This window comes from Williamsia soli (assembly GCF_017377795.1).
Lineage (GTDB): Bacteria > Actinomycetota > Actinomycetes > Mycobacteriales > Mycobacteriaceae > Williamsia > Williamsia soli.
This window is the reverse complement of sequence record NZ_JAFRDR010000004.1, coordinates 131,847-153,680: the sequence shown is the minus strand read 5'-3', so window position 1 is coordinate 153,680 and position 21,834 is coordinate 131,847. Positions and strand designations below refer to the sequence as shown.

Genomic DNA, 21,834 nt, shown 5'->3' with positions numbered 1-21,834 from the left:
CCGGCGGTGGTTCAGACTGCGGTCGGGTCGGCCAACAGCCCGTGCGCCGCAGTCGAACACAGTCCGAGTGCTCTCTTGGCCCACTCGTCGTCCGCGCCGGCCAGGCCACAGGCCGGACTGACGACGACATGCTCGGCAAGTACCTTGCGCGACAGACCGATCCGGTCGGTCAGCTCTGCGCATGAGGCAGCGACCTGCTCTGCCGCGGGCACGGGGTCCGGGGCGGTACCCGGCACCGCCCCGATGATCACGTCCCGTCCCTCGTCGAGAAGCTGACCGATGCCGTCGAGATCTGCCGTCCGTATCTGTGCCAGATCGACGCTGACGCCGGTGAAACGAGTGCGTGCCAACAGATTCCACGGAACGTCCGCCGAGCAGTCATGCAAGATCACAGGCCTGGCGACCACGGTCATGAAGTTGTCGAACTGTTCGGCGAGCACCTGCTCCGGGATCGGGTTGATGATGTTGAACCGCGTCAGCGGAGTCACCGACCCTTCGATCACCCGGCTGATCATCGGCTCGTCGATCTGCACGACCACCGTGGAGCCGGTCCGTTTCTGGACCTCATCGGCATGTACGCGGAGGCCTTCGGCCAGCGAATCGACGAGATCGGTCCAGGCCCCACGGTCGTGCAAGATCTTGTGCCCGTTGGTGAGTTCGACCGACGCCGCGAGCGTGAACGGCCCACAGGCCTGCACCTTCACCGTCCGTTCGGTGCCGCGCAGGCCCGCCCGCTCCCACGCCTCCTCGAAGGCGTCGAGGTCGGCGCTGAGAAAATCACGACTCCGCCTGCCCATGACCGACTGCCTGGTCGAGAGTCGGTACCCGGAGGCGGCATAGTCCATCGGTATGTCCACGAGCAGGGCCGCCGCACGACCGACCATGTCGGCGCCGAGCCCACGCGCGGGTAATTCGGGAAGAAACGCGAATTCGCACTCACCGACGCTGATCTCGGCAGCTCGAAGCGGGTCGAGCCCCGGCATCGAGCCGACGCCGGACCCGGTGCCCACCGGGATCGAACTCACGTGCCCGCGCTGGTGGCGAGTTCGCCGGGGACCGATCCGGTGACCGCGATCCGGCCGCTGCCGAGTACCAGATCGCCCGCGTCGGCGTCGGGCCGGTAGAGCACCGCCGCCTGACCACGCGCGACTCCGGTCAACGGGCTGCGCAGCCTGATCCGGAATGCCGGTCCCTCCACGCCGTCGGTGCCATCGCCGTCCATCGGCTCGACGTCGGCGAGAGCCAACCCACCATGAGCGCGGACCTGGACCATCGCCTCGAAGGGTTCGGTCGGCGTCGTGCCCGAGGTCCAGATGGCCCGGCGCGCAACAATCGTCCAGACCTGCAGGTGCTCAGACGATCCCACCGTGACCGTGCCGGAATCCGGGTCGATCTCGGTGACGTAGCGAGGCTTGCCGTCTGCGGCGGGGGCATCGATACCCAGCCCCTTGCGCTGCCCGATCGTGAAGCCGTGGACACCCTCGTGATCTCCGAGTTCGGCACCGGAGTCGGCATCGACCACCTTGCCGGGCCGGACACCGATGGTGGCACCGAGGAAGGCTCGGGTGTCGCCGGTCGGGATGAAGCAGATGTCGTGGGAATCGGGCTTGTTCGCCACCGACAGCTCGCGAGCTGCGGCCTCGGCGCGGATCTGGTCCTTCGGGGTGTCGCCGACAGGGAACATCGCGCGCGAGAGCTGCTCCGGGGTCAACACGGCCAGCACGTAGGACTGGTCCTTGTCCTCGTCGACGGCCCGGCGCAGTTCCCCGTTCTCGAGCCGCGCGTAGTGACCGGTGGCCACCGCGTCGAAACCCAGCGCGACCGCACGCTCGGACAATGCCGAGAACTTGATCTTCTCGTTGCACGTCAGGCACGGGTTCGGGGTCTGGCCGGCCGCGTAGGCCGCCACGAACTCGTCGATCACGTCGTCCTTGAAGCGATCAGCGAAATCCCATACGTAAAACGGGATTCCGAGCACGTCGGCAGCGCGACGCGCGTCTCCGGCGTCTTCGCGCGAGCAACAACCTCGTGAACCGGTGCGTAAGGCGCCGGGAGCGGTGGACAAGGCAAGATGCACGCCCACCACGTCGTGACCGGCGTCGACGGCGCGTGCCGCCGCCACGGCAGAGTCGACTCCGCCACTCATCGCCGCCAGTACCCGCATCAGCGCTCTCCTGCCATAGCCGTCGCCATTCCTGCCGCCCGTGCCCGGGACACCACCTCACCGATGACCGCTCCGACGGCGTCGATCTCCTCTGCGGTCGTCGACGGGGCCAACGAGAACCGCAGCGAGCTGCGGGCGCGGGCGGTCGAGACGCCCATCGCGGTCAGCACATGACTGGCCTGCGCCACTCCCGCCGTGCACGCCGACCCGGTAGAACACTCGATGCCGTTGGCGTCGAGCAACATCAGGAGCGAGTCACCTTCGCAGCCGGGGAACGAGACGTGCACGTTCCCGGGCAACCTGTCATCGCCGAGAGGCCCGTTGATCACACAGTCATCCGTGGACCGCGTGAGCACGTCGAAAAGCCTGTCCCGCAGCACCGCGACCGCAGGCATGGTCGTCGTCAGCTCGCGAACCGAATGATCGAGCGCCACAGCCATTCCGACCGAAGCTGCCACATCCGGAGTACCGGACCGGACATCGCGTTCGTGTCCGCCCCCATGCAACAGGGGCACACAGTCGACGTCGCGACCCAGCATCAGCGCACCGATGCCGTGCGGGCCTCCGAATTTGTGGGCAGCGACGCTCATCGCCGAGAGGCCGCTCGCTGCGAAGTCGATCGGAAGGTGGCCGGCAGCCTGGATGGCGTCCGAATGCATGGGCACATCGAACTCGCGGCAGATCGCGGCGAGCTCGACGACCGGCTGGACCGTACCGACCTCGTTGTTGGCCCACATCACGCTGACCAGAGCCGTCGCGTCGGCGTGAGCGGCGAGTTCGGCGCGCAGGTCCGCGGGATCGACGAGTCCGCGACTGTCGACAGGTAACCAGGTCACCTCGGCACCTGCGGAGTCGGCCAGCCACAGCACCGGGTCCAGCACCGCATGATGCTCGATGGCGGAGGCGATGATGCGCGGCCTGCCATTCGGGCGGGCGGCGTCGGGCTTGTTGCGAGCCCAGAAAATACCCTTGACGGCCAGGTTGTCACTCTCTGTTCCGCCGCCGGTGAAGATCACCTCGGACGGTCGCCCACCCAGCGACGCGGCGATCGATTCGCGAGATTCCTCGAGCTGCCTGCGCGCTCGGCGACCAGATCCGTGCAGCGAGGAAGCGTTTCCGGCCGTTCCCAGGATCTGGTTCATCGCCACGACTGCGGCGGGAACCATGTGGGTCGCGGCAGCGTGGTCGAGGTAAATCGGGCTTCGATCGGCTGAGAACATAACCAACCAAGGATAACCACATCTGCAGGTGGTTCTGTTCCCGCTGGTAGCTGCCGTGCCCGGATCAGGCCGCCAGGGCCACCGAGGTGGTGTCCGTGGAGGTCAGCGCGACCGGATGGCCGAACACCACTCGTTCGCAACGCCGCGCCAGCTCACGACGGTCGTCCCCGGGTAGCTGCTGCTCGCACATCTGTATTCGGACGACGAGGCCCTTCGCCGCCAGGACCCTGCGCATCGTGTCGCCGATGTCGTCGGCGCCGATGAAGCACGCAGCAGTGCTCAGTTCGCCGGTGGATGTGTGGAAACTCACCACCACCGGGTGTATGGGGACGCCCGTGTCGACCGCCGCCTGGAAGAGCGCGGGCCGGAAACGGCCTCCGCCCCGCCCGCATCGCGTGGTGCCCTCGGGAAAGACGCCCACGTTGTCCCCCGCGAGCAGACCGCTGCGTGCGGTGTCGACGACGGCGGGGAGTTCGCGCAATGACTCCCGCCGGATCGGGATCACCGCGAGCCTGCGGGTGATGGGTCCGATGACCGGCCAGGTTGCCAGTTCCGCCTTCGCCACGAAACGTGCCGGCCTCACCGACGCGATCGCGAGCACATCGAGGAACGAGATGTGGTTCGACACGATCAGACCGTTGTCCGATCGATCCTGCGGGTTCCGTTCATCGAGGTGGTTCGGTCGATCGTCATGGACCTCGATCCGGATGCCGAGCGAGCTGATCATCAGGTGCGCAGCGGTCCGGACGTAGCGTGCGCGGGCGCTGCGGGGCAGCAGCCCGATGGCCATCCCCACCGACAGCACCAGGGCCGCGGTGGTCAGCAGAGCGAACACCCGCCATCCTTGCCGGACCCGGCCGGCCACCGACTCGTCGGTGAGACAACTGTCGTCGCACGAGCTGGACGGGAACCAGCTGTGCGTCGCTCGCGCGCCCACTATCGCGCGCCCGCCGTGATGTGACGAAGCCGTTCCAGATACCTGGTGTTGGCCCGCCTGCGGTCGAGCACGGTCGGGAAGTCGGCGACCCCGAAGTCCGGGTCGTGGGCGGGCTCCCCGCAGATCCAGGCACCCATGCGCAGGTATCCGGTCAGCAGGGGCGGGAACGCCAGCCGAGCGGGTGCAGCGATCTCATCGAGTGCCTTGCCGTCGAGCAGCACCGGCTGGTGAGGATGGACCTGCCAGGGTCCGCGGTGACGCTCGGAGACGAAATCGCGGATCCCCCGGATCTGTGACCCCGCGACCCCGCCGTCGACGTCCCGCAGGACCGGGACCGACGTCGCGCCCATCAGGTAGCGGTAATCCGTGCGCTCGAGATAGACGAGGATCCCGGCCCACATCAACGCCAGCACCGCGCCCGAACGGTGCTCGGCCGCCACACAGGCCCGGCCCATCTCCACCGTCTGGGGGGCGAGGTCATCGAGCTCGGTGAGGTCGAATTCCGTTGCGGTGTACAGACCTCCGGCGGCGATTGCGCCGGGCGGCGGCAACAGCCGGTAGCAGCCGACCGCTTCTCCGGTGAGGTTGTGGCGCACGATCAGGTGGTCGCAGTGTTCGTCGAAGCGGTCGGTGTCGCGGCCGTCGGTGATCGCCGCCATCGAATCGGCGAACCCCGGTTCGTCGGCGAAGACGCGATAGCGGAGCCGGGCGATCAGGTCGATGTCGTGGAGGTCGGTGCTCAGGAACAGGCTGTAGGTCGAGCCGGTTACGAGTGCTGCAGTGATTCTGGTCGAGCTCCGCTGCGCTTCGTCTCCGGCACGACTGGTCTCTGCTGTAGTCCTCATGGGCACAGGTCTATCGAGCCAGGTGTACCTCGCGGCTGCGGCGGCGTGACGTGTCGATGCAAGGTGAGTGAACAGCAAACGACCCCCGGGTCGGTGACCAGGGGGCCGTTTGAGTGTTCAGGCTGTCAGCAGCCGGGCGGTGTCACTTGCGTGCTTTGACCGCTTCGGTCAGCTGCGGGGCGACGTTGAACAGGTCGCCGACGATGCCGAAGTCCGCGATCTCGAAGATCGGGGCCTCTTCGTCTTTGTTGACCGCCACGATCGTCTTGGAGGTCTGCATGCCTGCGCGGTGCTGGATGGCACCGGAGATGCCGAGCGCCACGTACAGCTGGGGCGAGACCGTCTTGCCGGTCTGACCGACCTGGAACTGACCCGGGTAGTACCCGGAGTCGACTGCGGCGCGCGATGCGCCGACTGCGGCACCGAGCGAGTCGGCGAGCTCCTCGACGACCGAGAATTTGTCGGCACTGCCGACACCGCGGCCACCGGAGACCACGATGGTGGCCTCGGTCAGCTCGGGACGGTCGCCACCGACGTTGGGCTCGACCTTGGTGATCTTGACGCCGTTCTCAGGCGCTGCGGGCACCTCGACATCGACGCGCTCGCCGGCGCCGGCCTGCGGTGCGGCCTCGACGGCACCGGGACGGACCGAGTACACGGGAACGTCGCCGCCGGCGGTTGCCTCGACGGTGAAGGCGCCACCGAAGATGGAGTACACACCGGCGCCGCCTTCCTTGACCTCGATGACGTCGGCGTGCACGCCTGAACCCAGGCGCGCGGCGAGACGGCCGGCGATCTCTTTGCCGTCCGCGGTCGCGGCCACGATCACACCGGCGGGCGATGCCTGCTCCACGACAGTGCCGAGGATGTCGACCTGCGGGGTGATCAGGTAGCCGGCGACGTCATCGGACTCGGCGACGTAGATCTTCTCTGCGCCGGCTTCCTTCAGTGCGTCGGCGATACTGTCGGTGGTACCGGGCTTACCGGCGACGACGACCGACGGGCTGCCCAGCGAACGGGCAGCGGTGATGAGCTCAGAGGTGACCTTCTTCAGGGCACCTTCGGCGTCCAGCTCAGCGAGGACAAGTACTTCAGCCATGGTGGTTACTCCTTGGGACTGTGGTCGATGGGTGGTGTGGCCGGCCGTCAGATGATTTTCTGACCGACCAGGTACTCGGCGACCTTCGTGCCGCCGTCACCCTCATCGACGACCTTCTCGCCCGCGGTCTTCGGCGGCTTCGGGGTCGAGCTGGTGACCGTCGAACCGGCGTTGGCCAGTCCGACCTCTTCTGCTTCCACACCGATGTCCGCGAGCGAAAGAACCTGAACCTCTTTCTTTTTCGCAGCCATGATGCCCTTGAAGGACGGGAAGCGGGGCTCGTTGATCTTCTCACCGACGCTGACGATGGCCGGGAGCGTGGCCTCGAGGTGGAAGATGCCCTCGTCGGTCTCGCGCTCACCGGACAGCTTGTCGCCGTCGACACTGAGCTTGCGCATGTGGGTCAGGTGAGGCAGTTCGAGGTACTCGGCGATGATCGCGGGCACGGCGCCGACGCGACCGTCGGTCGCCTCGTTGCCGGCGATGACCAGCTCGACACCTTCGACGGTGCCCAGGGCGCGGGCGATGACCCATGCGGTCTGGATCGCGTCGCTGCCGTGGATCGCGTCGTCTTTGATGTGGATCGCCTTGTCGGCGCCCATCGAGAGAGCCTTGCGGATGGCGTCGGTGGTGCGGTCGGGTCCGACTGCGAGCACCGTCACCTCGCCTTCGCCTGCCTCTTTGATCTTCAGCGCCTCTTCGACGGCCTTCTCGTTGATCTCATCGAGAACGGCGTCGGCAGCTTCGCGATCCAGGGTGTAATCACCATCGCTGAGCTTGCGCTCGGAGTAGGTGTCAGGGACCTGCTTGATCAGAACGACAATGTTTGTCATGGGTCTTCGTCGACCTCCTGCGTAGGGTTCTGGACAACTTACCGAAAGGAACTTACTAAGCGGTAAGTACTCCGGGGTCTTACCCACCTTAGCGCGGCCTAATGCCAGGTCGAACACCAGATTACGCGTGCAATGAAGTGCGTCACATTCGTGCGGTTCTTCCCGAGTTCTGTACTCCGGTTCTAGCTGCTGCTTCAGGTCTCGTTCGTCGCCTACTAGGCTCCCCTCATGGCCAGAGGACCGCGTGGATCACACGACACCATTTCAACGCCGCAGCCAGTGCAAACAGAGCACGAAACGCTTGCATTGACCGGCGAGAGGACGGTGCCCGGCATAGCCGAGGAGAACTACTGGTTCCGGCGACACGAGGTGGCTTACGAGTACATCCTCGAACGGTGCCGCGACCGCACGGTGCTCGAAGCCGGGTCGGGCGAGGGGTACGGAGCGAACCTCATCTCCAGGGTCGCTACTGCCGTGACCTGCGTCGACTACGACCGCTCGGCGGTCGAACACACCCGTGCGCGCTACTCACATCTGACGATTCACCAGGCCAACCTGATCGATCTGCCACTACCGGACTCCTCCGTCGACACCGTGGTCAACTTCCAGGTCATCGAACATCTATGGGACCAGCAGGCCTTCATCTCCGAATGCCTGCGAGTGCTGCGCCCCGGCGGGGAACTTCTCATCTCCACCCCCAACCGCATCACGTTCTCCCCCGGCCGCGACACCCCGCTCAACCCGTTTCACACCCGCGAACTGAATCCGGCGGAGTTGCGCGAGCTCCTCACCACACAGGGATTCGCCGTGACCGAGACGCTGGGTGTGTCGCATGGCACAGTTCTGCGAGATCTCGATGCGGTCTGGGGCGGGTCGTTCATCGACGCTCAGATCGAGCGCGCGCTGTCGGGGCAGCCGTGGCCGCAGGAGCTCACCGCCGACGTCGCAGCGATCACCACCGCCGACTTCGACATCAGTGATTCCAACCTCGACGCCAGTCTGGATCTGCTGTACGTCGCGGTGAAGCCTTGACCGCAGACGGTCACACGGTTCCGGGGATGTTCTCTCTGGTACTGCACTCTCACCTGCCGTGGCTCGCGAACCACGGCCGCTGGCCCGTCGGCGAGGAATGGCTCTACCAATCGTGGGCGGGGTCGTATCAACCTGTCTTCGCGGCACTGCGCCGGCTGGCCGCGGACGGATTCACCGACCAGCTCAGCCTCGGTATCACCCCGGTTCTCGCCGCCCAGCTCGACGACCCGCACTGCCTCTCTGCGATGCACCAGTGGCTGGGCGACTGGCAAGTGCGGGCGAGCGAGGCCGCCGTGGCCGGAGACGAATCCGGCACCGACGCTCGGCCGTCATCGGCTATCAACGCCCTCGGCGGACGCGAATACCGTGCCGCGGCAGCGGCACTCACCGATTTCGAGACGCATTGGCGCCACGGCTGTTCGGCTCTGGTCCGGTCGATACTCGACGCGGGCACCATCGAGCTCCTCGGCGGCCCACTCGCGCACCCCTTCGGACCACTGCTGGATCCACGGCTGCGCGACTTCTCGCTGCGCGAGGGTCTCGCCGACGGAGCGCAGCGGTTCGGCTCCGGTCCCGGCGGTATCTGGGCGCCGGAATGTGCCTATGCGCCGGGCATGGAGATCGATTATCAGCGTGCGGGCGTCGGTCATTTCCTAGTCGATGGCCCTGCGCTCCACGGGGACACCGCGCTGGGCCGGCCGGTCCATGACAGCGACGTCGTCGCCTTCGGACGCGACCTGCAGGTGTCTTACCGGGTCTGGTCGCCGAAATCGGGCTACCCGGGCCACGCGGCGTACCGCGACTTCCACACCTACGACCATCATTTCGGGCTCAAACCAGCCCGGGTCACGGGGCGCGGCGTCAGCGGGTCCGAGAAGAAACCGTACGAACCGGACCGCGCGAAGGCAGCGCTGGAGCGCCATGTCGCCGACTTCGTGGACTGCGTCCGCGCCCGTCTTATCGACGAGAGTGCACGCATCGGAAGGCCGGCGCTGGTGGTGGCCGCCTTCGACACCGAACTGTTCGGGCACTGGTGGCATGAGGGGCCGCAATGGCTCGAGGCGGTACTGCGTGCCCTCCCGGAAGCCGGTATCCGGGTCGGCACGCTCGGGGTGGCACGCGAACAGGGATACGTCGGCACACCTGCTCCTCTGCAGAGATCGTCATGGGGTTCGGGCAAGGATTGGCGCGTGTGGAACGGCCCCCAGGTGGCGGACCTGGTGCAGATCAATGCCGAAGTCGTGCAGAGCGCGCTGGCCACCGTCACCAAGCGAGGAGACCGCGGCCTGATGGCACGGGACCGGGTCAGCGATCAGATTCTGCGCGAGGCACTGTTGACGGCGTCGTCGGACTGGCCGTTCATGGTCTCCAAGGACACCGCCGCCGACTACGCCCGCAACCGGCTCTACACCCACGCCCACGCGACCCGCGAGATCTGCGATGCCGCCGACCGCGGCCGAGAACCGCTGGCGGACAACCTCGCGGCGCGGTGGAACGCCGCCGACAATCTTTTCCCCGGGCTCGACGCCCGCCGGCTGGGGGTTGCATGAGAGTCCTGATCGTGTCGTGGGAGTACCCGCCGGTGGTCGTTGGCGGCCTCGGTCGTCATGTCCATCACCTGGCGGTGGAGTTGGCAGGCGCCGGCCACGAAGTGGTGGTGCTCTCCCGCCAGCCCAGCGGTAGCGACGGTCTGAGCCACCCCGGCAGCGACCGCATCTGTGAGGGCGTCCGGGTGATCGCAGCCGCCGAGGATCCGCCGCACTTCGTGTTCGGCGAGGACATGATGGCCTGGGTACTGGCGATGGGCCACTCACTCATTCGTGCAGGCTTGAAGCTCGGCGACTCGAAAAACCTTGGCGCAAAAGGCCCGTGGATCCCCGATGTCGTTCACGCCCATGACTGGCTGGTGGCGCACCCGGCGATCGCACTCGCCGAACACTTCGACGTACCGCTGGTGAGCACGTTCCACGCCACCGAAGCCGGCAGGCACAGCGGCTGGGTCAGCGGTCGGGTCAACAGGCAGGTCCATTCGATCGAGTGGTGGCTCGCCGCGGAATCGGACGCTCTGATCACGTGTTCGGTATCGATGCACGACGAGGTCAACAGGCTCTTCGGACCGGAACTCGCCGAAATCCACACCATCCACAACGGCATCGACATCGACGCCTGGCCGTTCGCCACCCGGACCCGCCGCACGGGTGGCCCCGAGCTCCTGTTCGCAGGCCGGCTCGAATACGAGAAGGGCCTGCAAGACGCGATCGCGGCGCTTGCCCGCGTGCGCCGCACACACCCGGGCACCACACTCACCGTCGCCGGGGACGGAACCCAGCTGGCCTGGCTGCAGGAGGTCGCCCGCAAGCATCGTGTCTCGCGGGCGGTCCGCTTCGTCGGAAGCGTCGATCGCACAGGTCTGACCACACTGCTGCACCGGTGCGACGCCATGGTGCTCCCCAGCCGGTACGAACCCTTCGGGATCGTCGCACTGGAGGCAGCTGCGACCGGCGCACCGCTGGTGACCTCCACCGCGGGTGGGCTCGGCGAGGCGGTCACCGACGGGGTCACCGGTATGAGCTTCGCCCCTGGCGACGTCACCGGACTGACCGCCGCTGTCCGCGGCACCCTCACCGACCCCGAGGCCGCGCAGAATCGCGCGATCGCCGCACGCCATCGTGTCGCGGAAGGCTTCGCGTGGAATCAGGTCGCCCAGCGCACGGCCGGGGTATATCTCGGTGCCAAGCGCCGGATCCGCCGTCCACTCGGACGGCCGAACATCGTCGAACGTCCGCTACCCGAACGAGATCCGGCAAAGCCGGCCGACGTCATTCTCCCTTAGCAGCAGCCTTCTTGCGCTCGATGTCGGCCAAGGCCCGTTCCAATTCGGCGCGCTCCTGCGCGTTGGTGGCCCAGTCGTCCTTACGGTTCTTGACCACCCGCGCGGGAGCGCCGACAGCGATCGAGAAGTCAGGGATCACACCCTTGACGACAGCGTGCGAACCGAGCACGCACCCGCGGCCGACCACCGTGTTACGCAGCACCGAGACTTTCGCGGCAATCCACGTGTCGGGACCGATCCGGACCGGACCCTTGACGATCCCCTGATCCTTGATCGCGACGGTGATGTCGTCCATCTTGTGGTCGAAGTCGCAGATGTAGCACCAGTCGGCGACCAGCGTCGACGCGCCGATCTCGATGTCGAGGTAGGTGTTGACCACGTTGTTCTCGCCGAACACGACCTTGTCACCGATCTTGAGGGAGCCCTCGTGGCATCGGATCGAGTTCCCGTCACCGATGTGCACCCAACGACCGATCTCCATCCGCGACAACTCCGGGGTCGCGTGGATCTCGACGTCCTTGCCCAGGAACACCATTCCCCGCAGCACCACATGCGGATTGGCAAGCCGGAACCGCAGCAGTCGCGCATAGCGCACGAGATACCAGGGCGAGTACGCCCGATTCGCGATCACCCAGTGCAACGACTCCCGGGTCAGGAACCTGGCCTGCGCCTTGTCTCGGCGCCGGCCTGCCCGCCACCGGCGATGCAGCGGGGCATTCCACATGCTCGTCATGTCTAGGAACCCTAATGGACACCGTTACCGGGTCGTGCTGGTCGTTCGCGATAGGCTCACGGGCGATCGAAGAGAAGTGCGAGTGACGATGAGGAGCACGATGCGCCGCCGGACCACCACACGCGCCCTGCTGGTGCTGGTGCCGCTGCTCGCGGTGCTGATCAGCTCCTGCTCGGACGGCGTCGATGATGTCCGTTCGATCCCGAGCGCAGGGTGGTCGAGTTTCGGCGGGAACGCTCAGAACTCGAACTTCGTCTACCCCGAGGTCAGCGATCAACTCACGCTCTCCTGGTCGCGGCCTGTCGGAGGACCGATCTCGGCTCCGCTGACCATCTCCGGACGCTCCAGTGTCGGCGTCACCGCCGGCACCGAGTCGGGCTGCAACACCTTCCTGTTCGACCCTCGCGCCGGCCGGAAGAACTTCTGTAAACACCTCGCCGACGGTGTTCAGCTCAACGCCATGCTCGTCGATCAGTACGAGAACATCTATCTCGGTGAGGCGGGGACCTTCTTCGGGCTCACCGGATCCGGGGACGTCCGCTGGCGCTTCGGCACCGTGGGAGTGCCGCTCTCGGCGAAGTTCGCGGCACCCGGACTGGTGTTGATGGTCAGTCACCTGGGCCAGATCCTGCTGTTTGATTCGCAGACCGGCAAACTCGCGGCACCGGGCATCGCCCTGCGCCCTGATGCCGACCCGAATCAGCCGCTGTACGGTCTCGGCGACTGCGTGTCCGGAGGCCCCCGCTGCCCCGTGCAGGCGCCGCCCGCCGTCGACTCGGACCGTGAACGCTTTTATCTGAACTACTGGCCCGAAGGTGCCATCGCGTCCCAGGTGCGCGGCTACGAATACGCCGAGCAAGACGGTGGACGCGGTATCCGCGAATCGTGGCAGGCCGAGATTCCCGGCGGTGTCATCGGCCCACCGACCCTGTCTGCGGACCGTCGCACGGTGTACGTCTTCAACCGGCTCGGCAGCATCTATGCACTCGACGCTTTGACCGGGACCCCGAAGTGGGACTACTTCGTCGACAACTACGGGTTCGCGACCATGACCATCACACCCGACGGGTTGCTCATCCCCACCGGGGTTCTCGACTCACCGGTCAGAGCGTTCAAAGATGAAGGCGACAAAGCGGTTCCGGTGTGGCAGCGTACGGATCTGCGGTCGGTCAGCCTCTCGGCGCTGACCAACTACGGCACCGCCTGGACCGTGGTCCGAAAGCCTGGCGAGGACGAGCTCACCCTGATGGAACTGAACGCCGCCGACGGAACCACCAAACGCGAACTGGCCGTCCCGGGTTCGGTCGGTTTCACCACCGGGGTCGCGGTGTCGGCGTCCGGTCAGGTCGCCACCGCCACCAACCTCGGCGAGGTCTACTTCTACGACCTACCGAAGCAGCAGTAGCCGGTCCCACAAACCCAGGCCCTCCAGGCAAACCCACGTGCTGCAGCAGGTGGGTATGCCTGCACCAGCTGGGTTCGTGACGGCTCGTTAAGTCTGCCGGACACCGGCCTCGCAGATGAACATGACCCCGGCCCTTCCGACGCGCGTGATCACCACAGCGAGCGATCGTGAACCCTTGAGCTTGAGCCGTTTACGCAACCGATCCGGGTCTAGATCGATGCCACGGACGGTGATCTCCAGAGTTCCGCACTCCAATTCGGCGAGTCGGCGCTTGAGATTCTTCTCCGAGAAGCCGAGTTGCTCGATGACCCGCCAGCCACGCTCCCCCGGCGGCAACTCCTCGCCGCTGAGATAAGCGATCTGGGGGTCGAGTTGCCACAGCCCGTGCGCCTGCGCGAAATGCCGGACCAGGCCTGCCCGGATCACCGCACCGTCGGGGTCGAGAATCCAGGTGCCGGCGTCATCGACGCCTGCCGCATCATCCGCGGCGTCGGTGATCTCGAAACCCGTTCCAGCCGTACGGATCACCGTTGCGCGGCGACGTACACCGGGACTCGGCTGCGACCAGAGGCAGGCCTCCCGAACGCCCCCGTTCAACGACACCAGCTGCACCTCACCTGCGAATCCGTACCGGTCCCGTAGCAGTCGATAGTCCACGCCCGGCGCCGATTTCACCACGAGTGGCCTGCCCGCGTACACCGCAAGTACCTCCAGGAGCGGAGGCTGGGTGTCCTCGATCCGAAAGCTGCGCCTACCTCCACTGCGGCGGGCCGGATCGGCGATCACGACGTCCGCGTTGCTCGTCGGTGTCAGCGCATCGGCGCGAGCCAGGGTCGCGCCGGGGACGTTGTGGGCCGCCATCGCGAGCCTGACCATGTCGAGATCGCTGCCGATCGTTCCGGCGATGCCTTCGGCCGCCGTCAGTGCAGCGAGATCGGCGCCGATGGAGCAGGTGACATCGTGCACGGTCGCGTCCGGATACCGGTCCGCTATCTCAGCGGCGCGGTGTTCGGCGACCTGAAACGCGGTCGCCTGCTGCAGGGCATCAGCAGTCAGCAACAACCGATCCGGATGGCGCAGCTTACCGACCGCCTTCCGACGACACGTAACGGTCTCCACCAACGCCGCCTGGTGTTCCGGGAATCGCCGAGAGAGATTTCCGATGTCGGCGAGCATTGTGTCCGGTTGCAGGACAAGCGAATCGGCGTACGCGAGAGCGCTGCGTCCGGAATCCGACCGCAGAAAAGTGACGTCGTCGATGGTGAAGTCGTATCCCACAGGTATAACAGTATCGATGCCCGCCAAGAGGAGAACGTGAACCGACCCAAACCCCGATGCCGCCGTATGCGTTGCCGGGCCGCCGGTCCGGTGTCACTGATCGCGGTGGTGACGATCGCGGGCCTGACCTGGATCGGCGCGAACACCGGCGGGGGCGAGCAGGGTGCGGCACCGTCGATGACGACTTCGGCTCCCGCTCCCCCGCTCTCATCACCGACTGCGCCGGTCTCACCGTCTATCGCGAAAGCCCAACTCGACTCGCTCGACGTCAAGGGGCGCGCCCCGAAAACCGGCTATGACCGGAGCGAGTTCGGCCAGGCCTGGACCGACGATGTCAATGTTCCCGAGGGTCACAACGGTTGCGACACCCGTAACGACGTCCTGCGCCGCGACCTCACCGCCATCACCGTTCGACCCGGGACCCGGGACTGCGTGGTGCTCACCGGGGTACTCGTCGACCCGTATTCCGGGAAGACCATCGCTTTCGTCCGCGGCGAGAAGACCTCTCCCGCAGTGCAGATCGACCATGTCGTCGCACTGTCCGACGCGTGGCAGAAAGGCGCCGCGCAATGGGACAAGGCCAAGCGCACCGACTTCGCCAACGACCCGGCCAACCTCCAGGCCACCGATGGCCCGACGAATCAGCAGAAGGGCAACGGCGACTCTGCCACCTGGTTACCTCCGAACAAGGCCTATCGCTGTACCTACGTCGCCCGGCAGATGGAGGTGAAAGCCCGCTACGGACTCTGGGTCACCACCGCGGAAAAGGACGCCATGGTGGGGGTCCTGTCGACCTGCTGAACCCACCACTTTCGGGCGCGGGTCTTGACGTTTACGCGACGTCAACCTCTAGCGTCATGGATGGTCGGAGTTGCCGAATGGTTCAGGTGGAGGTGGCAGATGTCGTGGTCGATCGTGGAGGTCGCCCGGATGTCCGGGGTCACATCGCGGACCCTGCGTCACTACGACGAGATCGGGCTGCTGCCGGCCGCCGGCGTACGGAGCAACGGCTACCGCTACTACGAGGCAGATGATCTGTTGCGACTGCAACAGATTCGCGTGCTGCGGGAACTCGATCTCGGACTCGCCGAGATCCAGACAATACTCGACCAGCAGTCCGACCAGGTCGAGGCCTTACGCGGCCATCACGCGAGATTGTTGCGTGAACGCGACCGGCTCACGCTGGTGGCGGACACAGTGGCCCGGACCATCGCAGAACTCAAAGAACACGAAGGAGAAACCACCGTGTCGAACATCGCCCGCCCCGAGAATCTCTTCGACGGATTCGACCCGACCGAATACGACGAGGAGGCACAAGAACGCTGGCCCGAGCAGTGGCAGGAGTCGAAGAATCGCACGGCCTCGATGACGCCGCAGGACATCGAGCAGTTGCAACGTGAGCAGACGGCGGCCATGATCCGCATGGCGGAACTGATGGCCGCGAAGACACCCGTCGACGACCCGGTCGTCCAGGTCGAGATCGACGCGGCGTACCGGACGATATCGAGGATGTGGACACCCGATGCCACGGCCTTCAGATGCCTCGGTGAGATGTACGTCGACGATCCGCGGTTCACCGCGACGTACGACAAGGTCGCGAAAGGCCTTGCGGGCTACTACCGAGACGCGATGGCGGTCTACGCCGATACGGTGCTCGCGCAATAATCGGGATGCGTCATCGTCCTCCCCCGCGGTACGGTGGTCAGGTGATCCATCGAGACGAAGCAGGTGCTGGCGCCCCGAGCGCCGCATCGAGATGACTGCGCCCCGCAGCCGACCCCCACGGTCGGCTGCGTAGCCATGTCCTCGCCCCGACGCCGTCGGGGATTCGACTCACCGCGTCGCGGACGCGGTTCTCCAATGGCAGGTATTGCGTCGCCGATGCCTGCCGGGATGGATGCACCATGCAGCACCTCACTCAGCAACAGATCATCGACTCGTTTCATGGCGCGACGCGCAGCGAGATCAAACGGGTCACCTTCCCGGCCGATTTCGACGAGACCGACTTCGACGCACTCGATTTCTACGGATGGCGGGACCGAAGGATCCCGCGCCGCGGGTACATCTGTGTGCCCCATCAGGGCGAACTCGTGACGCTGCTGCTGACGCAAGCGGACGCCGTACCGAAAAGGCGGGCGATGTGCGCGTGGTGCCGCGACGTCAACCTCACCAGCGTGGCAGTGATGTTCTCGACTCGTCGGGCAGGACAGGCCGGGCGTCGCGGCGATACGATCGGCGTCCTCGTGTGTGAGGACTTCAGCTGTCCACGGAACGCTCGCCGACTTCCGCCGGCCTTCCACAAAGCCACCGACCTCGATGCGTTGCGATCCGAAGCGGTGGCGGGGCTGAGGCAACGCGTTGAGGCGTTCGTCTCCAATGCGTTGTCCGTCGAGGACGTCTGATCGCTCGCGCCAGGACGAAAAAGACCCCCACCGGTCGTGGTGGGGGTCTTCTTCTGTGCCTTCAGACTGATCTCAGTTCGGCTTCGTACCGGTGACGATGACGTTGTAGAAGAACTTGGGCGGCACCACTTTTCGCAGGATGTTCTCATCCACCCAGGTGAGCCGCTTCCAGCCACCGAAGGCGAACCGGGCCCAGCCCCAACCGAGCTTTTCCGGAGGTACTGCGGCCTCGAAGGTCCTGACGGGCCACCCCAGCATCGCGGCAGCGAACTCCTCGGTCGCGGTCTTGACGTTGACGGCGCCTGCCGACCGCGACATCGTCTCGAGATCTGCGGGGTCGAAGGTGTGGATGTCGACAACGGCTTCCAGTGCTGCGGCGCGGGAGGATTCGTCGAGTTCTGCCTGCGGCCTGCGCCAGTCCTGCAGCGGACCGAGTTTGGTGATGTTCGTGGTCGCGGCCCAGGTGGCACGCGAGAGCCAGCGGGCGTAGAAGTCACCGATCGTCGACGGTTCACCCGCGAACACGAAGCGGCCGCCGGGCTTGAGAACACGCAACACCTCACGCAACGACCTCTCGACGTCGGGGATGTGGTGCAGGACCGCATGCCCGACGACGAGGTCGAAGGTGTTGTCTTCGTAAGGAATCGTCTCGGCATCGGCAACCCTGCCGTCGACGTCGAGGCCGAGGTTCTCGGCATTGCGCAGGGCGACCTTGACCATGCCGGGCGAGAGATCGGTGACCGATCCCTTGGTGGCGATGCCACCCTGCATGAGGTTCAGAAGGAAAAAGCCGGTGCCACAACCGAGTTCCAAGGCGCGTCCGTACGGCAACGGCTGGTCGCCGGCCACCGCGTCGAATCGGCCACGGGCGTAATCGATGCACCGTTCGTCGTAGCTGATCGACCACTTGTCGTCGTAGGTCTCTGCTTCCCAATCGTGGTAGAGCACCTGGGCGAGCTTGGTGTCCTTGAGCGCTGCCTGCACCTCATCGGCACTGGCGTGCGGGTTGGGAGCGGGATCGCTGGGAGACGAAGTCATGGGTCTACAACCACTTTCCGTAGAGGGAGGCTACTTACCGGTGAACTCGGCCTTGCCCGGGCCGTTCTCGACGAAGGAGGCCATTCCGATCTTCCGGTCGTCGGTGGAGAACAGTGCCGCGAAGACGTGCTCTTCGATCTTGAGTCCGGTGGCCAGATCGACGTCGAGGCCCTCGTCGATGGCAGCTTTGGCGGCGGCGAGCGCGACGCTCGCGGCGCCACTGAACTTCGACGCCCATTTGAGCGCAGCGTTGTAGACCTCGTCCGGTGCGACGACCTCGTCGACGAGTCCGATATCCAGCGCTTCTGCCGCACCGACGAAACGCCCGGTGAACACCAGGTCCTTGGCCTTCGCGGGGCCGATCAGTCGAGCGAGACGCTGGGTACCTCCGCCACCGGGAATCACGCCGAGCAAGATCTCGGGCACTCCCAGTTTGGCGTTGTCCCCGGCGATCCGGCGGTCGGCACCGAGTGCCACCTCGAGTCCGCCGCCCAGTGCATATCCGGTGATGGCCGCAACGGTCGGCTTCGGGATGGCGGCGATGGAACCGAGGTCGGCCTGCAGGCGGCCTGCGACCTTCTGAACCTCGGAGAACGTCAGATCGTTGAGTTCTTTGATGTCGGCGCCCGCGGCGAGCACTTTCGGACCGCCGTAGACGACCACTGCCTTGATGTCGTCGCGCACGGTCGCTTCTCGTGCGGCCTCGGCCAGCTCGGCCTGGACCTGGCGGCTCAGCGCGTTCATCGGGGGACGGTTCAGCAGGATGGTCGCGACCCCGGGAAACTCGTCAGAGGTCTGCAACGTCACGAACTCAGGCATGCTCCGCAGGCTACCGGGTGCACCGGTGATCCCCTACTGTCGGGGGATGGCAGCGACCCCACACGGTGAGGCAGTCGAGATCGAGGTCGGTGGCCGCGTGGTGCGCGTCTCGAGCCCACAGCGCGAGTACTTTCCGGCTCGCGGTGAGACCAAGCTCGACCTCGTCAACTACTACCTGTCGGTCGGCGACGGAATCGTGCGGGCCCTCCTCGATCGGCCGTGCATGCTGCATCGCTACCCCAAAGGCGTCGCCGGGCAGAAGGTCCACCAGAAGCGGATCCCCGCGGGCGCCCCGGACTGGCTCGAGACCGTCAACATCTTTTTCCCGCGGTTCGGCAGAACAGCCGATGAGGTCTGTGTGACCGAGCTCGGCAGCGTGATCTGGGCGGTCCAGATGTCGACTGTCGAATTCCATCCCTGGAATTCTCGGCGCTACGACACAGAAAAGCCCGATGAGTGGCGCATCGACCTCGATCCGATGCCCGATTGTTCCTTCGACAAGGTGCGGCGGACCGCTCACGTAGCCAACGAGGTCCTCGACGAACTCGGTATACGCGGATTCCCGAAGACGTCAGGCGGATCCGGCCTGCACATCTATGTCCGCATCGAGCCCGACTGGGGGTTCGCCGACGTCCGCCGAGCAGCGCATGCCTTCGCCAGAGAGGTCGAGCGCAGGGCGCCGAGCGAGGTGACCACCACGTGGTGGCGCAAAGACCGCGACCCCACCGCTGTGTTCGTCGACTACAACCAGAACACTCGAGACCACACGATTGCCAGTGCGTACTCGGTGCGCGGCAACCCAGAAGGCACCGTCTCGACACCCATCAGCTGGGACGAGATCGACGAGGTGGAACCTCAGGCCCTCACGATCGCGACCGTGCCGGCCCGATACGCCGAACTCGGCGATCTACACGCGGAGATCGACGATCGCGCCTACCGCCTCGACACCTTGCTGGAGTGGGCCGACCGCGACGAGCGCGAAGGCGCCGAACCGACACCTGATCCCGACGCCTGAGCACGTTTCCCTGATCAGAAGAGATCGTTGATACGACGGTATTCCTCCTCGCCGTCGAACTCGATTCGGACCTTTTCGCCGGTGGACACGAAGTTCGGGGTGATGCTCTCGACCACCCGGTCGGCGGCGAGCGCGTCGTCGACACTGTCGAAACTCGAGAGTTCTTTCAGCTGGGTCCAGGTGGGAGGCAGCAAGAAGTGTTTTCCTTCATCCCACGACGCGATCGCCGCCTGAGGGGTCGCCCAACCGGTCTCGGACGCCTCGGTGGTCTCACCGTCAGCGGTCTGCCCCTCCGGCAAGACGGCGAGAAAGAACCGGGTGTCGTAGCGACGCTTCTCACCGAGCGGGGTGATCCAGTGCGCGAGTGGGCGAAGCAGATCCGCACGCAGCGACAGACCGGCCTCGCGCAGGAACTGCGCGAATGACAGGGATTTGTCGACGAGCCCGGCACGTTCAGCCGTCAGTTGTGACGTGTCGGGGAAGCTGCCGTCCGAGCGGGCAGCCAGAAGCACGCCACATTCTTCGAAGAGTTCGCGTACTGCTGCGCAGACCAGCGCCTGGGCGGTCGCAGGCTCGGTGTGAAACTGTTCGGCCCACCAGTCTTCGTCGGGTCCAGTCCAGGCAAGATCGACCTCGGCGTCGCGCGGGTCGACACCGCCGCCGGGGAACACCGTCATGCCGCCGGCGAACTCCATCTGCTTCACCCGACGCATCAGGAACACCTCGATCGGCGCACTCGCCCCAGTCCGCACGAGCACCACGGTGGCGGCGTCGCGCATCGGAACCGATTCCGGGTCGTCGACGAGGGTGAACGTCATTCGGCACGCCTCCGATGGCCACCGGCCGCACGTGCCCGGCGGGCGAAGAACCGGCCGTCGGCCTTGTCCAGAGCGATGGACTGGCTGAATGCGCTGGACAGGTTCTCGGCGGTGATGACGTCTTCGATCAGGCCTTGAGCCACGACCAGACCCTCCTTGAGCAGCATCGCGTGAGTGAACCCGATCGGGATCTCTTCGACATGATGCGTCACCAGGACGGTCGCCGGGGCGTCGGGGTCGGTCGCCAGGACTGCGAGCCGGGCCACCAGTTCCTCACGACCACCTAGGTCCAGGCCTGCGGCGGGTTCGTCGAGCAGCAGCAGCTCCGGGTTGATCATGAGGGCCCGCGCGACGAGTACGCGTTTGCGTTCGCCCTCCGACAGCGTGCCGAAAGTGCGGTCGGCAAGGTGTTCGGCCCCCATCGACTCGAGCATCTCGAGGGCCTGTTCACGATCAACGTCGTCGTACGCCTCTTTCCAGCGGCCGAGCACCGCGTAACCGGCGGAGATGACGAGGTCGCTGACCATCTCCTGTTCCGGGATCCGCTCACCGAGCAACGCCGAGGTGACGCCAATCCTGGTGGTCAGCTCGCGGACCTCAGTGCGGCCGACCGGTTCACCGAGCAGGAACGCGCTGCCGCTGGAGGGGTGGGTTTCGGCGGCCGCCATCCGCATCAGGGAGGTCTTGCCTGCACCGTTGGGGCCGAGGATCACCCACCGTTCGTCGAGCTCGACCTTCCAGGAGATGGGCCCGACGAGGGTGTTTCCGCCGCGCCGCAACGCCACGTCCTCGAAGTCGATCAATAGGTCTGGGTCGGTTTCACGCACCCCCCTATCGTGCCGCACCGCGGGGCGACTGACCGTCCGATGCCCAGAGTGTCGCCGAATCCGCGGGTCGCGTATCTACGGCCGTGCCGGCGTCAACCCATCGTGAAGTCGGCAAAGTCGAAGCCCGGCACGACAATACAACTCACCAGCGACGGTTCGTCTCCATGAGGGGTGGCACGCTGCCACTGTCCCGGAGACAACACGTACTGCGGATGCTGCCCGGCGAGGATGTCCGAGCCGACCAGCACCGTGTGTTCATCCGCTGGTGCGCTGCCCTGACCACCCAGGCCCAGTGCAACCGGGGACCCGCGGTGGTGCAGCCAGATCTCCGCGCTGCGCACGGTGTGCCATGCAGAATGCTGGCCGGGTAGGAGCAAGAAAAGGATTGCGGTACCGGCGGCGCGCTCCGCGGGATACCCCTCCGGTAGCACCGATTTCGGGATGGTCAGATCGCTGACCCATGTCTGCCGATAGAAACCGCCCTCGGGGTGGGGCTCCAATGCGAGGTCGACGGCCCACTCCGGCAGCTCTGTCAT

Annotated in this window: 22 protein-coding genes; 8 read left to right on the top strand and 14 right to left on the bottom strand. The window is 65.9% G+C overall.

Going from position 1 to position 21,834, the window contains the following annotated elements:
• Positions 1-11: 11 nt before the first annotated feature.
• The 7 genes from J3S28_RS12695 to J3S28_RS12665 all read right to left on the bottom strand — a co-directional run bounded on the left by J3S28_RS12695 (position 12) and on the right by J3S28_RS12665 (position 7,098).
• The gene (locus tag J3S28_RS12695) at positions 12-1,025 is read right to left on the bottom strand and encodes a uroporphyrinogen decarboxylase/cobalamine-independent methonine synthase family protein (RefSeq protein WP_207841104.1); all 1,014 of its coding nucleotides are present in this window, start codon (positions 1,023-1,025) and stop codon (positions 12-14) included.
• On the bottom strand, positions 1,022-2,164 hold the full coding sequence (gene mnmA, locus J3S28_RS12690; protein ID WP_207841102.1) for a tRNA 2-thiouridine(34) synthase MnmA: 1,143 nt from the start codon (positions 2,162-2,164) through the stop codon (positions 1,022-1,024). Before mnmA ends, J3S28_RS12695 begins: the two co-directional genes overlap by 4 nt.
• Complete coding sequence (locus tag J3S28_RS12685) at positions 2,164-3,384, bottom strand: cysteine desulfurase family protein (protein WP_207841100.1); 1,221 nt, start codon at positions 3,382-3,384, stop codon at positions 2,164-2,166. The genes mnmA and J3S28_RS12685 overlap by 1 nt, the downstream gene beginning before the upstream one ends.
• 64 nt (positions 3,385-3,448) lie before the next feature.
• The gene (locus J3S28_RS12680) at positions 3,449-4,219 is read right to left on the bottom strand and encodes a lysophospholipid acyltransferase family protein (protein ID WP_207841098.1); all 771 of its coding nucleotides are present in this window, start codon (positions 4,217-4,219) and stop codon (positions 3,449-3,451) included.
• 101 nt (positions 4,220-4,320) lie between these two features.
• Positions 4,321-5,166 (bottom strand): GNAT family N-acetyltransferase, encoded by an 846-nt coding sequence (locus J3S28_RS12675; protein WP_207841096.1) that lies wholly within the window; start codon positions 5,164-5,166, stop codon positions 4,321-4,323.
• Positions 5,167-5,308: 142 nt separating this feature from the next.
• On the bottom strand, positions 5,309-6,265 hold the full coding sequence (locus tag J3S28_RS12670; RefSeq protein ID WP_207841094.1) for an electron transfer flavoprotein subunit alpha/FixB family protein: 957 nt from the start codon (positions 6,263-6,265) through the stop codon (positions 5,309-5,311).
• A 47-nt stretch (positions 6,266-6,312) separates the two neighbouring features.
• Positions 6,313-7,098, bottom strand: coding sequence for an electron transfer flavoprotein subunit beta/FixA family protein (locus J3S28_RS12665; protein WP_084894269.1), 786 nt, complete (start codon positions 7,096-7,098; stop codon positions 6,313-6,315).
• Between the two features lie 228 nt (positions 7,099-7,326).
• On the opposite strand from J3S28_RS12665, the gene J3S28_RS12660 reads away from it, so the two are divergent.
• The 3 genes from J3S28_RS12660 to J3S28_RS12650 are packed head-to-tail and all read left to right on the top strand — an operon-like array spanning position 7,327 to position 10,963.
• Positions 7,327-8,130, top strand: coding sequence for a class I SAM-dependent methyltransferase (locus J3S28_RS12660; RefSeq protein WP_207841092.1), 804 nt, complete (start codon positions 7,327-7,329; stop codon positions 8,128-8,130).
• Positions 8,131-8,156: 26 nt separating this feature from the next.
• On the top strand, positions 8,157-9,680 hold the full coding sequence (locus J3S28_RS12655; protein ID WP_207841090.1) for a 1,4-alpha-glucan branching protein domain-containing protein: 1,524 nt from the start codon (positions 8,157-8,159) through the stop codon (positions 9,678-9,680).
• A complete protein-coding gene (locus tag J3S28_RS12650) occupies positions 9,677-10,963 on the top strand; it encodes a glycosyltransferase family 4 protein (protein WP_207841088.1) in 1,287 nt (428 codons plus the stop codon). Before J3S28_RS12655 ends, J3S28_RS12650 begins: the two co-directional genes overlap by 4 nt.
• On the opposite strand, the gene J3S28_RS12645 is transcribed toward J3S28_RS12650, so the two are convergent.
• Positions 10,950-11,696: an acyltransferase gene (locus J3S28_RS12645; RefSeq protein WP_207841086.1), complete on the bottom strand. Its 747-nt coding sequence runs from the start codon at positions 11,694-11,696 to the stop codon at positions 10,950-10,952. The genes J3S28_RS12650 and J3S28_RS12645 overlap by 14 nt on opposite strands.
• Before the next feature lie 100 nt (positions 11,697-11,796).
• Here J3S28_RS12645 and J3S28_RS12640 point away from each other — a divergent pair, with 100 nt between their 5' ends.
• A complete protein-coding gene (locus tag J3S28_RS12640; protein WP_237341489.1) occupies positions 11,797-13,101 on the top strand; it encodes a lactonase family protein in 1,305 nt (434 codons plus the stop codon).
• 87 nt (positions 13,102-13,188) lie between these two features.
• Here the strand turns inward: J3S28_RS12640 and J3S28_RS12635 are convergent, their stop codons facing one another.
• On the bottom strand, positions 13,189-14,379 hold the full coding sequence (locus J3S28_RS12635) for a THUMP-like domain-containing protein (protein ID WP_207841084.1): 1,191 nt from the start codon (positions 14,377-14,379) through the stop codon (positions 13,189-13,191).
• Positions 14,380-14,415: 36 nt separating this feature from the next.
• On the opposite strand from J3S28_RS12635, the gene J3S28_RS12630 reads away from it, so the two are divergent.
• From J3S28_RS12630 to J3S28_RS12620, 3 genes are all read left to right on the top strand, one after another.
• A complete protein-coding gene (locus J3S28_RS12630; protein ID WP_307797083.1) occupies positions 14,416-15,180 on the top strand; it encodes an HNH endonuclease family protein in 765 nt (254 codons plus the stop codon).
• A 99-nt stretch (positions 15,181-15,279) separates the two neighbouring features.
• Positions 15,280-16,044 (top strand): MerR family transcriptional regulator, encoded by a 765-nt coding sequence (locus tag J3S28_RS12625; protein WP_207841082.1) that lies wholly within the window; start codon positions 15,280-15,282, stop codon positions 16,042-16,044.
• Positions 16,045-16,283: 239 nt separating this feature from the next.
• Positions 16,284-16,781 carry an FBP domain-containing protein gene (locus tag J3S28_RS12620; protein WP_207841080.1) on the top strand — a complete coding sequence of 166 codons (498 nt, stop codon included), beginning with the start codon at positions 16,284-16,286 and terminating at the stop codon, positions 16,779-16,781.
• 72 nt (positions 16,782-16,853) lie between these two features.
• Here J3S28_RS12620 and J3S28_RS12615 read toward each other — a convergent pair whose 3' ends face one another.
• Complete coding sequence (locus tag J3S28_RS12615) at positions 16,854-17,819, bottom strand: class I SAM-dependent methyltransferase (RefSeq protein WP_207841078.1); 966 nt, start codon at positions 17,817-17,819, stop codon at positions 16,854-16,856.
• Between the two features lie 30 nt (positions 17,820-17,849).
• Entirely contained in the window at positions 17,850-18,638 is a 789-nt protein-coding gene (locus tag J3S28_RS12610; RefSeq protein WP_207841076.1) for an enoyl-CoA hydratase-related protein, read from the bottom strand.
• A 46-nt stretch (positions 18,639-18,684) separates the two neighbouring features.
• On the opposite strand from J3S28_RS12610, the gene ligD reads away from it, so the two are divergent.
• The gene (gene ligD / locus J3S28_RS12605; protein WP_207841074.1) at positions 18,685-19,653 is read left to right on the top strand and encodes a non-homologous end-joining DNA ligase; all 969 of its coding nucleotides are present in this window, start codon (positions 18,685-18,687) and stop codon (positions 19,651-19,653) included.
• A 14-nt stretch (positions 19,654-19,667) separates the two neighbouring features.
• On the opposite strand, the gene J3S28_RS12600 is transcribed toward ligD, so the two are convergent.
• The 3 genes from J3S28_RS12600 to J3S28_RS12590 form a co-directional block, all read right to left on the bottom strand.
• Complete coding sequence (locus tag J3S28_RS12600) at positions 19,668-20,471, bottom strand: NUDIX hydrolase (RefSeq protein WP_207841072.1); 804 nt, start codon at positions 20,469-20,471, stop codon at positions 19,668-19,670.
• Positions 20,468-21,298 (bottom strand): ABC transporter ATP-binding protein, encoded by an 831-nt coding sequence (locus tag J3S28_RS12595; protein ID WP_207841070.1) that lies wholly within the window; start codon positions 21,296-21,298, stop codon positions 20,468-20,470. Before J3S28_RS12595 ends, J3S28_RS12600 begins: the two co-directional genes overlap by 4 nt.
• A gap of 92 nt (positions 21,299-21,390) precedes the next feature.
• Positions 21,391-21,834: a cupin domain-containing protein gene (locus J3S28_RS12590; RefSeq protein WP_207841068.1), complete on the bottom strand. Its 444-nt coding sequence runs from the start codon at positions 21,832-21,834 to the stop codon at positions 21,391-21,393.